Source organism: Flavobacterium sp. MK4S-17 (assembly GCF_009848495.1).
GTDB lineage: Bacteria > Bacteroidota > Bacteroidia > Flavobacteriales > Flavobacteriaceae > Flavobacterium.
Window position 1 is genome coordinate 264,617 of the sequence record NZ_WWEP01000001.1, and the last position, 15,299, is coordinate 279,915.

20 protein-coding genes are annotated in these 15,299 nt (G+C 38.2%); 13 read left to right on the forward strand and 7 right to left on the reverse strand.

Translation table 11 applies throughout. From position 1 onward, the window contains the following. Nucleotides 1-12 precede the first annotated feature (12 nt). On the forward strand, nt 13-954 hold the full coding sequence (locus GSF09_RS01305; RefSeq protein ID WP_159799116.1) for a hypothetical protein: 942 nt from the start codon (nt 13-15) through the stop codon (nt 952-954). A 49-nt stretch (nt 955-1,003) separates the two neighbouring features. On the opposite strand, the gene GSF09_RS01310 is transcribed toward GSF09_RS01305, so the two are convergent. The 7 genes from GSF09_RS01310 to GSF09_RS01340 all read right to left on the reverse strand — a co-directional run bounded on the left by GSF09_RS01310 (nt 1,004) and on the right by GSF09_RS01340 (nt 5,784). Next, nucleotides 1,004-1,561, reverse strand: coding sequence for a Smr/MutS family protein (locus GSF09_RS01310; RefSeq protein WP_159799117.1), 558 nt, complete (start codon nt 1,559-1,561; stop codon nt 1,004-1,006). After that, the gene (locus GSF09_RS01315; RefSeq protein WP_159799118.1) at nt 1,551-1,733 is read right to left on the reverse strand and encodes a hypothetical protein; all 183 of its coding nucleotides are present in this window, start codon (nt 1,731-1,733) and stop codon (nt 1,551-1,553) included. Before GSF09_RS01315 ends, GSF09_RS01310 begins: the two co-directional genes overlap by 11 nt. A 75-nt stretch (nt 1,734-1,808) precedes the next feature. After that, nucleotides 1,809-2,267: a hypothetical protein gene (locus tag GSF09_RS01320; RefSeq protein WP_159799119.1), complete on the reverse strand. Its 459-nt coding sequence runs from the start codon at nt 2,265-2,267 to the stop codon at nt 1,809-1,811. A 38-nt stretch (nt 2,268-2,305) separates the two neighbouring features. Beyond that, nucleotides 2,306-3,550 (reverse strand): ornithine--oxo-acid transaminase, encoded by a 1,245-nt coding sequence (gene rocD / locus GSF09_RS01325; RefSeq protein WP_159799120.1) that lies wholly within the window; start codon nt 3,548-3,550, stop codon nt 2,306-2,308. Between the two features lie 103 nt (nt 3,551-3,653). Further along, nucleotides 3,654-4,625 (reverse strand): YafY family protein, encoded by a 972-nt coding sequence (locus GSF09_RS01330; RefSeq protein WP_159799121.1) that lies wholly within the window; start codon nt 4,623-4,625, stop codon nt 3,654-3,656. Nucleotides 4,626-4,708: 83 nt separating this feature from the next. Continuing rightward, nucleotides 4,709-5,125, reverse strand: coding sequence for an OsmC family peroxiredoxin (locus tag GSF09_RS01335; RefSeq protein ID WP_159799122.1), 417 nt, complete (start codon nt 5,123-5,125; stop codon nt 4,709-4,711). A 107-nt stretch (nt 5,126-5,232) separates the two neighbouring features. Next, complete coding sequence (locus tag GSF09_RS01340) at nt 5,233-5,784, reverse strand: DUF1697 domain-containing protein (protein WP_159799123.1); 552 nt, start codon at nt 5,782-5,784, stop codon at nt 5,233-5,235. 99 nt (nt 5,785-5,883) lie between these two features. On the opposite strand from GSF09_RS01340, the gene rlmD reads away from it, so the two are divergent. The 12 genes from rlmD to GSF09_RS01400 form a co-directional block, all read left to right on the forward strand. Next, complete coding sequence (rlmD, locus tag GSF09_RS01345) at nt 5,884-7,296, forward strand: 23S rRNA (uracil(1939)-C(5))-methyltransferase RlmD (protein WP_159799124.1); 1,413 nt, start codon at nt 5,884-5,886, stop codon at nt 7,294-7,296. Between the two features lie 11 nt (nt 7,297-7,307). Further along, nucleotides 7,308-7,862 (forward strand): DUF6452 family protein, encoded by a 555-nt coding sequence (locus GSF09_RS01350; RefSeq protein ID WP_159799125.1) that lies wholly within the window; start codon nt 7,308-7,310, stop codon nt 7,860-7,862. Further along, nucleotides 7,834-8,559: a DUF6048 family protein gene (locus GSF09_RS01355; protein ID WP_159799126.1), complete on the forward strand. Its 726-nt coding sequence runs from the start codon at nt 7,834-7,836 to the stop codon at nt 8,557-8,559. Before GSF09_RS01350 ends, GSF09_RS01355 begins: the two co-directional genes overlap by 29 nt. A gap of 125 nt (nt 8,560-8,684) precedes the next feature. Further along, nucleotides 8,685-10,142, forward strand: coding sequence for a Na+/H+ antiporter NhaC (gene nhaC / locus GSF09_RS01360; protein ID WP_159799127.1), 1,458 nt, complete (start codon nt 8,685-8,687; stop codon nt 10,140-10,142). Between the two features lie 159 nt (nt 10,143-10,301). Continuing rightward, on the forward strand, nt 10,302-10,940 hold the full coding sequence (locus GSF09_RS01365) for a peroxiredoxin (protein WP_159799128.1): 639 nt from the start codon (nt 10,302-10,304) through the stop codon (nt 10,938-10,940). A gap of 19 nt (nt 10,941-10,959) precedes the next feature. Continuing rightward, a complete protein-coding gene (locus GSF09_RS01370; RefSeq protein ID WP_159799129.1) occupies nt 10,960-11,274 on the forward strand; it encodes a co-chaperone YbbN in 315 nt (104 codons plus the stop codon). Continuing rightward, complete coding sequence (locus tag GSF09_RS01375) at nt 11,255-11,515, forward strand: hypothetical protein (protein ID WP_159799130.1); 261 nt, start codon at nt 11,255-11,257, stop codon at nt 11,513-11,515. The genes GSF09_RS01370 and GSF09_RS01375 overlap by 20 nt, the downstream gene beginning before the upstream one ends. Nucleotides 11,516-11,642: 127 nt before the next feature. Next, complete coding sequence (locus GSF09_RS01380) at nt 11,643-12,155, forward strand: hypothetical protein (RefSeq protein WP_159799131.1); 513 nt, start codon at nt 11,643-11,645, stop codon at nt 12,153-12,155. Beyond that, nucleotides 12,106-13,506 (forward strand): hypothetical protein, encoded by a 1,401-nt coding sequence (locus tag GSF09_RS01385; protein WP_159799132.1) that lies wholly within the window; start codon nt 12,106-12,108, stop codon nt 13,504-13,506. The genes GSF09_RS01380 and GSF09_RS01385 overlap by 50 nt, the downstream gene beginning before the upstream one ends. A gap of 109 nt (nt 13,507-13,615) precedes the next feature. Next, a complete protein-coding gene (gene tpx, locus GSF09_RS01390) occupies nt 13,616-14,116 on the forward strand; it encodes a thiol peroxidase (protein ID WP_159799133.1) in 501 nt (166 codons plus the stop codon). Nucleotides 14,117-14,120: 4 nt separating this feature from the next. Then, nucleotides 14,121-14,498 carry a diacylglycerol kinase family protein gene (locus tag GSF09_RS01395; RefSeq protein WP_159799134.1) on the forward strand — a complete coding sequence of 126 codons (378 nt, stop codon included), beginning with the start codon at nt 14,121-14,123 and terminating at the stop codon, nt 14,496-14,498. Nucleotides 14,499-14,526: 28 nt separating this feature from the next. Next, nucleotides 14,527-15,299, forward strand: a 773-nt coding sequence (locus GSF09_RS01400) for a DNA translocase FtsK 4TM domain-containing protein (protein WP_201309308.1), incomplete at its 3' end; no start/stop codon positions are given.

Consider the following 15,299-nt stretch of genomic DNA (forward strand, 5'->3'; position numbering starts at 1 on the left):
AAAAATACCTATATGAAAAAGATTTTTTTACTGATAGCCGCAATGGCATTTTTATCGGGGTGTGATGATGGCGAAATGACCTTTAAAACATTTGACTTTAGTGGTGCAAATGCACAGCGATGTTCCGACAACAACCTTATCTATAAAATAAACGGTACTGAAGTACTTATTCTTGATATTGACCCTTCCTACCTTGTTAATATACCCACTCCCGAAGGCAGCCCAAGGGTTGTTACCATTACAACAACCGGAACCAATAAAATAGTGTACAGGAATTATAGCAGCAGTTTGAGCAGCAATACAATATGCAGCGAGCTACCCCCCTCCAGCCCCACTGTGAGGGATGAGTGGAAAGGTGATGGCACTGTAAATATTATAACCACACCTAAATTTACTGACGGCAAGCTGAGTGCTTATATACACACTATACGCCTTGTGGACGTAAGCTTTAATAAAGATGGTGAAACCATACGCATTGTTGATAATTCTTTCGGTGAGGTAAACTCTCCTCTTGGCTATACATTTAATTTTAATGATGATGCCAACCCCACACCTGTACAAAGGTGCAGCCAAAATATGATGATTTATAAAATAAACCAGTCAGAAGCCTTAATGGTGGATATTGACCTCAGCATATTTAATAACGGTGTGGGCGGCCCTTATGAAGTTGATTTAAGTATAACCACTGATAATAATGAAATTATTTTTGATAAATATAACGGCAGTGTTACCACAGGCAATATATGTGATGTTGTTAAACCGATAACTCCGGTGGTTATCAACCGCTGGTATGCCGTTTCGGGAACGTTAAAGGTTATTACCGAAAATGACCCGGTTTCGGGCGGGGTGCTGCATAAAATATATTTTGCAAATACCGTTTTCCAAAATAATAATGGAGAAACAATACTTATAGGAGATACAGAGGATTATTTCTTTGGGTTATACACAAATTAATTTTTGAAGTAATAAATAAAAAAGACAGCTATAAGCTGTCTTTTTTATTTTATCGGTTTGGGTTTTGCTTTATATAAACCTCTGTTGCACCAAGCCCATATTTCTGGTAATCGGCATCCTGAAAATTTATATTATCATAACGCCCCAATAGGAAGTCAAGTTCGGCTTTTAGCACACCCTCTCCCACCCCGTGTATAAACACTACTTTAGGCATCCTGTTTTTTATGGCAAAATCAAGCTGCCTTTTTGCAGTTTCTGTTTGCAGTGTTAAAATATCGTAGTTAGACATGCCTTTTTTGTTAGGCACAAGTTTTTCTATATGTAGGTCAACTTCAAGTACAAACCCCTCTTTTTTAGAACGTTTTTCCTTTACCTGGCTTGTTCTTTTAGGTACTTCCTTTTCTTTTAGTACATTAGTAATATCCCTCCCTGAAAATACCGATTTCATTTCTGCCTGGCTATTTATTTTAACCAGTTCGTTATCTGAAAAATCAAGTTCAAAACCTTCGGAAGTTTCAATAACCACACGTCCGTTTTTATAACCTTTTACCCTGCCTGTAAAAGAATCATCCAGTACCGCTACTTCATCACCTTTATTAAACTTCATTATTATTATCTTTTTCTCCTTTGCCCGGCACTTTTGACATAAGCCTCATTAAACCAAGCATAAACACAATTATGGCTACAACCATAAGGATTACATTGGGTTCTTTTTTAGACTGTTCAAAAAGTGCCACAAAAGCAGCAACAAACATCAATATTATATAGACAGTTTTCATTTTTCAAAAGTAGCAATAATAACAAATAAAAAAAGCACCCTTTGCAGGTGCTTTTTTTGAATAAATAATGCTTTTTTACATAGTAGCAGCAAAAGCTCCTGCAATACCAAAAATAAAGCCTAGAATCATTAATCCTATTACAACAATCATTAAAATACCCATGAATTTATAGTGGGATTTTAAATTTTCAAGGCTATCAGTAAGGTAGTCTGTGCTTTTGCTTTCCAAAGCTGTTAACGCTTTTGATGAAAACAGGTACAGGTAACGTATCGGGAAAAAATATAAAAGTGCGCCAACAAGGTAAATTATACCCAAAGTAGTTCCGCCCATAGCACCCATCATTGGGTTGCCACTCATAGCGCCAATAGTGCTTCCGGCAGCAATCATCATAAGGGCAATAAGCACATATAGCCCTATAAATATAAAACCTACAATTGAAATAAATTTTGCCCATTTGGCCGTTTCCCTAAAAAAGCTCTGCGCTACCGGGCTAAACTGAAGTTCAAAAGAATCAAAAGGAGAATTGTTTTCCATAGTTATAAATTAATTGGTTGATAAATTATTATGGTTATTTAATTTTCAAACTGTTGCAGTGTTTTTGTAATAATGCTTACACAATCCAGCAGCTGCTCCTCCGTCATTACCAAAGGCGGTGCAAACCTTATAATATTGCCATGGGTAGGTTTGGCCAAAAGCCCGTTTTCCTTCATGGCCATGCAAATATCCCATGCGGTAGAGCTTTCTTCGGTATCATTAATAACCACTGCGTTTAAAAGGCCTTTGCCCCTAACCAGCTTTGCAATATTGCTGCCTTTTATGTATTCATCCATTTTTTCACGGAAAATACGCCCCAGCCTTTCTGCATTTTCGGCCAGCTTTTCATCCTCAACTACTTCAAGCGCCGCTATTGCCACAGCAGCAGCCACAGGATTACCACCAAATGTAGAACCATGTTGGCCCGGCTTTATTACATCCATAACATCATTGCCTGCCAGTACAGCCGAAACAGGATAAGCCCCACCCGATATGGCCTTGCCTAATATAAGTACATCCGGTTTTACATTTTCATGCTGAACTGCCAGCAGTTTACCTGTACGCGCTATACCTGTTTGTACCTCATCGGCTATAAAAAGTATATTGTTTTTTTCGCAAATTTCCTTTGCTTTTGCAAGATAGCCTTCAGCAGGTACATATACCCCGGCCTCCCCCTGTATAGGCTCTACCAGGAAACCCGCAATATTTTTATCCTGCTTTATTACCGCTTCAAGTGCTTCGGTATCATCATAAGGAATTTTATAAAAACCATCTGTATAGGGGCCAAAATTCTTTCTCGCATTTTCATCGTTAGAAAACGAAATTATGGTAGTAGTCCTGCCATGAAAGTTATTTTCACATACCACTATTTTAGCTTCATTTTCAGGAATACCCCTTTTTTCATAAGCCCATTTACGGCATATTTTTATAGCTGTTTCCACAGCCTCGGCCCCTGTATTCATGGGCAGTATTTTATCAAAACCAAAATAGTTGGTTACAAACTCCTCATACCTTCCCAGCTGGTCATTATAAAAAGCTCTTGAGGTTAAAGTGAGGGTTTGTGCCTGCTGCACCATTGCATTTATAATTTTTGGGTGGCAGTGCCCCTGGTTCACTGCTGAATAAGCCGAAAGGAAATCATAATACTTTTTTCCTTCTACATCCCATACGTGTACGCCTTTACCCCTGCTTAGTACTACGGGCAGCGGGTGGTAATTATGCGCCCCATATTTATCTTCCAGTGCAATGGCATCTGCCGAACTCAACTTTTCTAAAACTGACATTGTAATTTAGTTTGTGTTTCTTTTTTAGCAATTCCTTCTTAACGGAGAGAAATCATCCGGCACAGGTGCAAATTACTAAAAATAAAATTATTTCCCCATTAATTTAAATTAAACGCAAAGCATTATTGCCTGCACTGCGCTTAAGCATTTTTTCAATAAGTAATTCAACAGTATCTTTTAAAGATTGCGGCTCAATAATTTCGGCTTTGTCGCAAAACATGATAAACCACCTTGCCAACCCATCTTCATAGGGAGATAAAAAGGTCATATCTACATAGTCCTTATGTATTGTTTCTGACACAAAACCCATGTAATGCCTGCGCTCTTCCAGGTAAGGAACCATTTCCTTATCTACACGTATAACAGCTTTTTGAACGGGACACAGCTTTTTACTGCTTTCCCGGTAATCATTATATTCCTTCAGGCTGGTATGTTCCTGTTGTGCAATAGCGGTAAGTTTTAAATCAAGTATCCTGTCCAGCCTAAATTGCCTGTATGTTTCACGCAAATGGCAATAGGCTATTGTGTACCAGTGTTCAAATTCATGGAAAACACCAATAGGTTCAACAAGCCTTTCACTTATGTCATCATTACCAAAGGCTTTATAAACCATTTGTGCCGCTTTTTTATCGGCAATAGATTTTAATAAAATATCCAGCACGTTTTCCGGCGGTTTTTTATCCCGCTTTTGCTCTTTTACTACAATATTACGCTCAAGGTTTTCTACAAGGTCTTTTTCAGTACCGCGAAGTACAGCTTTAATTTTATACATAGCCGATGTATAGTTTTTTTGCAGCACATTATCGGTAAATTTTTCCATGAGCTTTTCGGCAGTTAAAAAAGCAATAGCTTCTTCCCGCGTAAACATAACCGGCGGAAGCCTGTAGCCCTCTACCAAAGAATAGCCTACACCGGCTTCGCCATATAAAGGTACACCTGCCTCTTCCAATGTGCGGATATCCCTGTAAACAGTACGCAGGCTTATATCAAACCTTTCAGCAATATCCTGTGCTTTAACTACTCTTCTCGTTTGCAGCTGAATAAGTAATGCTGTTATCCTGTCGAAGCGGTTCATACTGTTTTTTTATCCAAATATATAAAAACAAAAAAGCCACTTTACCAAAGCAGCTTTTCATTTATAAATGTATGTATATTTTTTTAACTTCTTACAAGTGTTGCATTAGAGCTAATCTGTGTATTAAGCAGTTTTGATATTGGGCAGTTGGTTTCCGCTTTTTTTACCAGTTGCTGAAACTCATTGGTTTCAATATCATCTATACGGGCAATTACCGAAAGGTGCGAGCTTACCACACTGCCATTTTGAAAATCAATATCACACTTGGTTTCTATTGATGCTACCCTGTAACCTGCCTCATTAAGGTATGCGGTTAGCTGCATGGTAAAACACCCTGAATGTGCGGCTGCAATAAGTTCTTCGGGGTTGGTACCGTTACCATCTTCAAAGCGGGTTTTAAAAGAATATTGGGTATTGCTAAGCACATTGCTTTGCGTAGTGATTTTACCATTACCTTCCTTAAGAGATCCTGCCCAAACGGCTGTTGCATGTCTTTTCATAATCAGTTGTTTATAGTATTGTTTAATATTTTATCCATTAAATTTACTAATTGGTTTGACGCAATAAAAACGCTGATTATTATTTTAACAAAACATTAAAGTGTTAGTTATTGTGAAAGCATGTATAGCAGCTTTAAAGTTGTATTCCAGTTTCGGGTGGTGGCACGAAGCCTGAGTTTATTTTCTATAAGGTTATTGGATAGTTTTGAAGTAGCAGCACTCTCGGCAAGCTTAAAATATAGTATATTGCCTGAAACTGCTATCCTGTCATTGCCTATTGGGGCTTGCTTTAGTTTATCAACATCCTCAGCTAAAGGTGCAGCATTTAAAAATGTAACGTAAAGCTTTTTGGCTCCGGCAGGTTCAGGTGCCCTGCCTGTTATAAAAGGATTGCTATCAACCGCTTTTTCAATTTCTTCTTTATTGTAAACAAACACAGTAACATCAAAACCATACTGGGCCTTTATAAGCCTTTCTATATTTTTAGCAACTGATTGTGAAGAAACACTCTCACTTTTAAAAACTATATTACCGCTTTGAATGTAAGTCTGCACATTTTTATACCCACCTGCTTCCATGTGCATTCTCAGGTCAGCCATTTTAATAAGTTTTTGGCCACTTACATTAATTCCGCGTAAAAGGGCAAGATATACTGGCATATTGCGTTAGTGTATCATATTTTTACGAATATACTTTATAGCCTTACACTTAAAAAATTTATTTTACATTATTTAATCCTAAAACTTTATTTTTGCCGCATGGGAAAAAGAAGGTCAGAAAAGATCGTATTCGAAAATGTAAAGGTACTTGATGCCGGTGCTAAAGGAGTATCGGTAGCTAAAGCACCGGATGGAAAGGTTATTTTTATTCCGAATGTAGTGCCGGGCGATGTGGTTGATGTGCAAACCATGAAAAAGCGAAAAGCCTATTATGAAGGAAGGGCTTTAAAGTTTCATGAACTGTCTGATTACAGGACAGAGCCCGTATGCAGCCATTTTGGATCATGCGGTGGCTGTAAATGGCAAAACATGAGCTACAGCCGGCAGCTTTTTTATAAAAACCAGGAGGTTTATAACAACCTAAAACGAATAGGTAAAATAGAACTTCCGGAATTTGAGCCGATACTTGGCAGTGATAAGCAGTTTTTTTACCGCAATAAAATGGAATTTTCCTTTTCCAACAGCCGCTGGATGACAGAAGCTGAAATTCAAAGCGGTGAGCAGCTAGACAATGCTAATGCGCTTGGTTTCCATATACCCCGCATGTGGGATAAAATACTGGATATAAACCATTGCAGCCTGCAGGAAGACCCAAGCAACGCCATACGCAATGAACTAAGGAATTTTGCCAATGCCAACGGGTTGAGCTTTTTTAACCCGCGGGAACATTCCGGCCTGCTGCGCACTTTAATGATACGCACGGCATCTACGGGCGAAATAATGGTATTGATACAATTTTTTGATGATGACAGGGAGAAAAGGGAAATGGTATTAAATTTTCTCGCTAACCGTTTTCCTGAAATTACTTCACTGCAATATGTAGTAAACCAAAAAGCCAACGATACCTTATATGACCAAAAAATAATATTGTACAAAGGCAGGGATTATATCCTGGAAGAAATGGAAGGGCTGCATTTCAGCATCAATGCCAAATCTTTTTACCAGACAAATTCTGCACAGGCATATGAACTGTATAAAATCACAAGGGAATTTGCTGGCCTTACAGGTAATGAACTGGTATATGACCTTTATACAGGTACAGGGACAATAGCGCAGTTTGTATCTAAAAATGCGAAAAAAGTTATTGGTGTTGAAGCTGTACCCGAAGCAATAGCAGATGCAAAAGAAAATGCAAAGCGAAACAATATTACTAACTGCGACTTTTTTACGGGCGATATGAAAGATGTGTTTAACGAGGAATTCATTACACGCCACGGAAGTCCCGATGTTATTATAACCGACCCGCCACGCGATGGCATGCATAAAGATGTGGTAGAGCAGATATTAAGGATAAACCCTGAACGCGTGGTATATGTTAGCTGTAACTCCGCTACACAGGCACGCGACCTGGCACTTATGGATGAAAAATATAAAGTAACCCGTGTGCGCCCTGTGGATATGTTCCCGCAGACACACCATGTGGAAAATGTTGTACTTTTGGAAAAAAGATAATTAGGCTTGCTATGAAAAGAAAATCAGCAGTAACCTTACTGGCAGTATTATTTACAGCTTTTATTTTTAACGGCTGTGAAAAGGATGATATTTGTGCAGAAGGCACACCCACTACCCCAAGCGTTATAGTGGAGTTTTATTATCTTGACAATCCTTCTACCCTAAGGCCGTTAACTAACTTTAGGTACTATGCTTTGGGGAACGAAAAGTTACTGCCTGAAACAGATGGAATACCACCAGCTGTTTCACGTATTGAATTGCCACTGCAAACCGATGGGCAAACCACAACATGGGCCCTTGTAAGCAGCAGCCCGCAAACCGGGGGCGGCTATCTTTATAATACTGATTTTATTACTTTTAATTATACAACAGCCCAGCTTTATGTATCAAGGGCGTGCGGCTACAAATCACAATTTTTCCTGGATAACCTAAACCCTGTGGCATTAACTGACAATACAGAAGCCGGAGAATACAATACTGTTATGGGTTTATGGATTAAAGACATAATAGTAGCTAACAACACTATAGAAAACGAAGATGAAACGCACATTAAAATATACTTATAGTTTTTTACTGCTGCTGGCTTTCATCCCGGCAATGGCACAGCAACAGCCTGCACAGCAGGACAGTTTAGCAACTGCAAAAACAGAGCGTTACGGCATAAGGGTGGGTGCAGATTTACACAGCCTGGCCCGTTCGTTTTACCAGGATGGCTACAGGGGCTTTGAAATTGTGGGCGATTACAGGCTTACACACAAATTTTATGCTGCGGGTGAGCTGGGGAATGTTGATTTTACTATTGATGACGACCAGGTAAACTTTACCACGAAAGGGAGCTATTTTAAAATAGGGTTTGATTATAATGCTTATGAGAACTGGCTTGACATGGAAAACATGATATATGCCGGGGTTCGCTATGGTGTTGCCAGTTTCAGCCAAAACCTTAATTCTTATATTATTTATGATGATTCAGGCTATTTCCCCGAAAACAGGGTAACTGTAAACAGGGAATACAGCAGCCTGAGTGCACACTGGGTTGAACTTGTGGGTGGTGTAAAGGCAGAGCTTTTTAATAACCTTTATTTGGGTTTTAGTGTCAGGTTGAACTTCCTTATTACAGATAAAAAGCCCGATAACTTTGATAATTTATACCTGCCGGGGTTTAACCGTACTTATGACGGAAGTTTTGGCGCAGGGTTTAACTATACACTTTCTTATTTTATACCCATCTATAAAAAAGCTAAAGCTAAAACCAAGAAATAACAAGGCTATTGCTTTTATTTTTATACTATTAGAAATTATATAGCCAAATATTTCAAGCAAAATCAAATCCTGCTACCGCTTAGCATAATTTTAGTAAATTGCGTTATTAAAATTTTAACCGGTAAATGGATAACACACCACAAACTACTGGCCAAAAAAGGCAGTTAAGCCTTTTTGAGGCGCTTATTCCCGTAATTTTATTAGTAACAATATTAGCATTTAATGTTTACGTATATGGCGATAGCGCCCTTAGCGGCTCTAACCAGTTTGTACTGCTTATTGGAGGTGCTATAGCTGCAATTGTAGGCTTTTTTAACAAAGTGCCTTACCATAAAATGCTGGAAAAGGTTTCCAAGAATATTAAAGCTACTGCCGGTGCTATTTTAATACTACTCCTTGTTGGTGCATTATCGGGCACTTGGCTTATAAGCGGTATTATACCTGCCATGATTTATTACGGGCTTCAAATACTGCACCCCGAAATATTTTTACCTGCGTGTGTTATCATCTGTTCACTTATATCTGTAGCAACAGGCAGTTCCTGGACAACCTCTGCAACGGTAGGTATAGCCCTTGTTGGCATTGGCGATGCTATGGGTATGAACTCCGGCATGGTAGCCGGCGCAGTCATATCAGGCGCATATTTTGGAGATAAAATGTCACCGCTTTCCGATACAACCAACCTTGCCCCTGCAATGGCAGGAACCGACCTTTTTACGCACATAAGGTATATGGCACTTACAACGGTGCCAACACTTTTAATTACTATTGCTTTATTTATAATATTAGGGCTGTCACAAAATACAACAGGTTCTACCGATACTGCCGAAACGCTTTTAGCCTTAAAGGAAAGTTTCACCATTAACGGCTGGCTGTTTTTAGTGCCTGCTATTGTTATAGTACTTATCGTAAAAAAAACTGAACCACTGGTGGCACTACTTTTAGGCACACTTTTGGGCGGTTTATTTGCCATACTGTTCCAGCCCGGGCTTGTAGCTAAAATAGGAGGTTCTGATACGCTTGATTTTATTTCTGGGTATAAAGGGGTTATGAATGCCATAACGGTAGAAACTAAAATAGAAACTACAAATGAAACCCTTAGCGGCCTTTTTGTATCAGGCGGTATGCAAAAAATGATGGGTACCATATGGCTTATTATATGCGCCATGGTATTTGGAGGTGTCATGGAAGGCATAGGTGCGCTAAAAGTTATAAGCAATGCATTGCTTAAGATTGCCAAAGGTGTATTCGGCCTTTTTGCAAGCACGGTAGCAAGCTGTCTTGCCCTCAATATTACGGCGTCTGACCAATACCTGGCTATAGTGGTTCCCGGTAAAATGTTTGCCGAGGCCTATAGGGAAAAAGGGCTTGCCCCCGAAAACCTGAGCCGCACACTTGAGGACTCCGGAACTGTTACTTCTGTACTTATCCCCTGGAATACGTGCGGGGCATACCAGTCGGGCGTGTTGGGTGTAGATACATTATCATATCTTCCTTATGCTTTTTTTAATATCATCAGCCCGGTTATGACATTAATTTTTGCTGCATTCCACATAAAAATAAAACAATTGGTAAAAAGTTGAAACATAAAAAGTTTTGATTTAAATTAATTTTGTTTATCTTCTATATATAAGAAAATTCTATAGTATCATAGGGAAATATGATAAACGTCATTAATAGTAAAAAACTATTGTTTTTAAATTTGCAATAGAAAAATTAATAACCATTAAAAATATTAAATCATGGCATTAGTAGGAAAAAAATTCCCCAACATCAGTGTAGATGCAATCTCAGAAATGGGTGATAATTTGAAAATAAACATTTATGAGGAGGCTGTAAACAATAAAAAGAAAGTGTTGCTTTTCTGGTATCCTAAAGATTTTACTTTTGTTTGCCCTACAGAACTTCATGCTTTCCAAGCAGCTTTGGGCGAGTTTGAAAAAAGGAACACCATGGTAATTGGTGCTTCATGCGATACTAACGAAGTGCACTTTGCATGGCTTAACACTTCTAAAGATAACGGTGGTATAGAAGGTGTTACCTACCCTATACTTGCCGATACTAACAGGAACCTTGCCAACATACTTGGTATTCTTGATATTGAATCTTCAAGCTATAATGAAGAAACAGATACTGTAATACTGGAAGGCTCTAACGTTACATACCGTGCTACATACCTTGTAGATGAGGATGGTAAAATATTCCATGAAAGCGTAAATGATATGCCGTTAGGAAGGAATGTAAATGAATATTTAAGGCTGATTGATGCTTACACGCATGTACAGGAAAAAGGCGAGGTTTGCCCTGCTAACTGGGAAGAAGGCAAAGAAGCTATGACGGCTGACCGTAAAGGTGTGGCAAGCTACCTTAGCAATAACTAATAACCTAAAAAAGAACATTATGTTACAGGAACTTGAAAAGGATAACCTTGCAGAAGTTGTATCAGCAGAGCCGGTTGTAGTAGTACAATATTCGGCCGGGTGGTGCGGCAACTGCAGGATAATGAAGCCAAAATTTAAAAAGCTGGCTTCGGAGCATGAAAATGTAACATTTGTTATCGCTGATGCAGAGAATTTCCCGGAATCGAGAAAGCTGGCCAAAGTGGATAACCTACCCACCTTTGCTACTTTCAAAAATGGAAATCTTGTAAATCAGGTACAAACAAATAAACTTGAAATTTTAACCGATTTAGTCAATGAAGTTACCAGTAATTAAACATCTTACAGAGTTTATAGAGGAAAATGACCAGGACTATGTTATTGAAGCCCTTGAAGTGCTTGAAGCATTAACAGAAGTACCTTCGCTTAAAGACGAAGAACTTGATGTGGTGGGCGAGCTTATATCTAACATGTATGGTGCCCTTGAGGTAAACAAAATGATTAAAGACGGCATGAATAAAAAAGAAGCGCTAAATAGTTTTATGATGCGTGTTCTTGGTGCAATAGATAAAAATTAAGTTATTTTTCATGACTTGGAAACCGCCCTCAACAGGGCGGTTTTTTTATATGTAAAATACTCATTATTAGGTATTTAATTTACTAAATATAGTATATACATTAGCTATGTAACTTAAACCTTATATTATGAGAACAAAATTATTTTTCCTGGTTTTGGGGTTGTTTATCCTGACAGGATGCTCATTAACGAAAGATGCCGCTCAGCTTATGGAAAATAACCAGGATGAGGCCGACAGCAAAGCACCGCAAAATGTGGGTGTAACCGAACTTACTAATAACTATGTGGTTGAATATGATTTTAAACAGGGATTGTATAAAAAAAATAATATTAATCCTAAAGTAGATAATCCTGTTGTATATAAAATAAGCAATATAAACAGGTATGCTTATGAAATTAAGGTTAAACTAAAAGACTCGGTATTAGCCTACTCCTACTCATTTAACGACTTGCCCGAAATTTCAAAAAAGGAAGAGCCAAAACAGGTAGATGACGAAAAAAATATACCTGATACTTCACCTGCAAAAATTGAAGAATCGGATATAGCCAATACCGAAAAAATAGGAAAAGGTGATTTGGTTAAGATTTTTAATGACATACTGCAGGCACCTGCATATAGTAAACAAAATAATAGCATATGAAGATGAAATAAATGAATTAAATAAAAAAATAGGCAGTATAATAAACAATATAAAGGATTCTTTAAATAATGAGGTGTTGCTAACAATACAAAAACATGATAAAATAGGAAAAAATATTTATGAATCTTTACCTGTAAAGTATGAAATACAACATTACAATTCATTATTAGAAGACATTGCTTTAAAGCAGGAGGCTGCCAAGAATCTAAAAAAAGAGTTGCAGCAAATAAAGAACACAGAATCATACCTGGTACAGTACACGGAAGATCTTGAAAAATTGCAGAGGATATTCAGCAATTTCAGGAAGACCTACAGGTCACTAAATAAAATTACACAGTATAACAATTTTATATTTGATGTAACAAATGATCCACAAATAAATACTATTGATAAATTCAATAAACACTCTAAGTTAAAATGCGACAGCATATTTAATGAGATAGGGGCTTTAAGGAAAGATGTATCCGATTTTAAAACATTATACTATGATTTTACTTTACAGTATGAAAAATTAAAGAATAACTACAAGCTCAATTCCGTTTTAAAAGAAGCAGGGACAGAGAAGTTTTATGAATATGCCGATGGGCTTAAAACACGTGCAGAGAATATGAACAGGAATTTTGATGGAAACCAACTCCAAAAAGACCTTAATGCTATTTATGTGGCAATTAAATCCATGTATGATGAAGACACCTATAACTGGGTTTCAGCACCATTTGTGCCCACTGGTGATGTAGTTATTTTTGAGGTTGACCTGAAGAAAAAAGAACCTACTACCAAAAAAATATTTAATGAGCGTAAATTTGTACATCGCGAGTTTACATACGGTGGCACCCGGATAGATTTTGGCCTTGGCCTTGCAGCAAGCTATTTCGATAACACCCCGGTATATGAGCTATCTGTAGAAGATAGCGGAGTACCTGCAGGTGGCGCAGATTCAGGCAACACTTCAGTGATACGCATTAAAAGAAAATCAAATGAACTTATTGTACCATCGTTAGTTGGAATGGCTACAATGTCTTACAGGAGTTCGCATTATATTACATTTGGCGCAAGTGCAGGCCTTGGTATTGATGTGGTTAATGGTAAAATTCAGCTTAGCAATTTTTTTGCCGGGCCCAGTGTTATATTTGGCAGGTATGAAAGGCTGGTATTAACAGCAGGTGCATCTTTCAGGAATGTTGGCAGGCTCAAATCCGGCTACAAAGAAAACAGTATAGTAAGTGGCAATGGCAGTGATATTGACAGCTTTATTTCCGACAGGTATAAACTAGGTGTTTTTATGGCACTAACCTTTAACCTTACCAAAGGGATTAAACAAAATATTAAAAGTGTAAAATCAATGCTATAGCAATTTTTAAGCAGCCTATAAAGCTCCATTAAATATGGAGCTTTTTTATTATTACTGTAAAAGGCGTACAATTAATTTTCTTACTTTTGCTGTTTAAAGAACTAATAAAATGGCTGAAATAACATTAAAAGGCAATCCTGTAAAAACTATTGGCGAGCTTCCTGAAAAAGGTACTGCTGCGCCTGGTTTTACGTTAGTTAAAACTGATTTATCTACCGCTTCGCTTGAAGATTTTAAAGGCAGCAGGCTGGTACTAAATATCTTTCCCAGTGTTGATACGGGAACGTGTGCTGCATCGGTAAGAAAGTTTAATGAAAAGGCTGCAGGGCTGGAAAACACAAAAGTTTTATGTATATCCCGCGACCTTCCTTTTGCCCAAAACCGCTTTTGTGGTGCTGAGGGCATCGAAAATGTAATTTCACTTTCTGACTTCAGGGATGGAAGCTTTGGCAGCAACTACGGCCTCACTATTGCAAACGGGCCATTACAGGGCCTTCATTCACGTGCAGTAGTGGTTGTAAATGAAAATGGCGAAGTAATATACACACAACAGGTTAGCGAAATAGCTGATGAGCCTGATTATGAAAAAGCCATAGCAGCTTTACAGTAATTTAATGAAAGATAACAGATTTGTAAGCGGAAGGATGAAAAGCATGGTGTATGCTTTTCAGGGAGCCTTTAAGCTGATAACTACCGAGCATAGTGTAATGGTTCAGTTCTTTATAGGGATACTGGTTACCATTGCCGGATTTTATTTTAAAATTACCGCTACCGAATGGATGCTGCAAATTCTTGCGATAGGCCTGGTATTAGGTATTGAAGGCCTTAATACAGCAGTAGAGAAAATAGCCGATTTTATACACCCTCAATACCATGAGCGCATAGGCTTTATTAAAGATATAGCTGCGGGTGCAGTATTTTTTGCCGCGATGGCGGCTTTATGCATAGGGGCAATTATATATTATCCTAAAATTGTTTTAGCAATTCATTAATTTTACCTTAAACATGATTTTGTATTAAATGGCAAAAAGCACGAAAAAGGAAAACAAAACCAAAACTACCCCACAGGATGGGGAGGTGAAAAAAAAGCGCGGACTGTCCCGCAGGCATAAAGTATTGCTGGGCATATTGTGTTTCCTCTTTGCCCTGGCCATGCTCCTGTCATTTATTTCCTACTTTCTCTATGGTGATTTTGACCAGAGCGAAGTTTCTGCATTTGGCAGCCGTGAGGAAAAAGTATATAACTGGCTGGGCAAGTTTGGCGCATCACTGGCGCATTTTTTCCTGTACAGGGGCTTTGGCGTTGCTTCATTTATTTTGATACGCTTTTTCTTTTTATCAGGAGCCTACTTCGTGCTTGACTTACCGCTTAAAAAACTGAAGAAAACACTTTTCTGGGATTTATTCCTGATCATAATTGTATCTGTACTTTGTGGTTTTTTCAATCCGTACCTGCCGGAGCTTGGTGGTGTAATAGGTTATGAAATAAACCTGTTCATGCAGGATTATTTAGGCAAGGCAGGCACATTACTTGTGTTGATTTTCGGTTTATTTATATTCCTGCTTTTCAGGATAAAGATATCGCCTGATGCCATTAAAAACTTTTTCGAGAAAAAACAGCAGGAAAGAAAAGAAAAAGCAGAAGCCGCAGCGGCTGCGGCTGAAGCGAATGCCAATGACGCAGCTATTATTACCTCCCCTATCACCCGGCCTGTAAATGATGATACTGATAATGAAAAGGATGTGTTTGCTGATGAGGAAGACGATAACTGGCAAAATATTGAATTAAAACA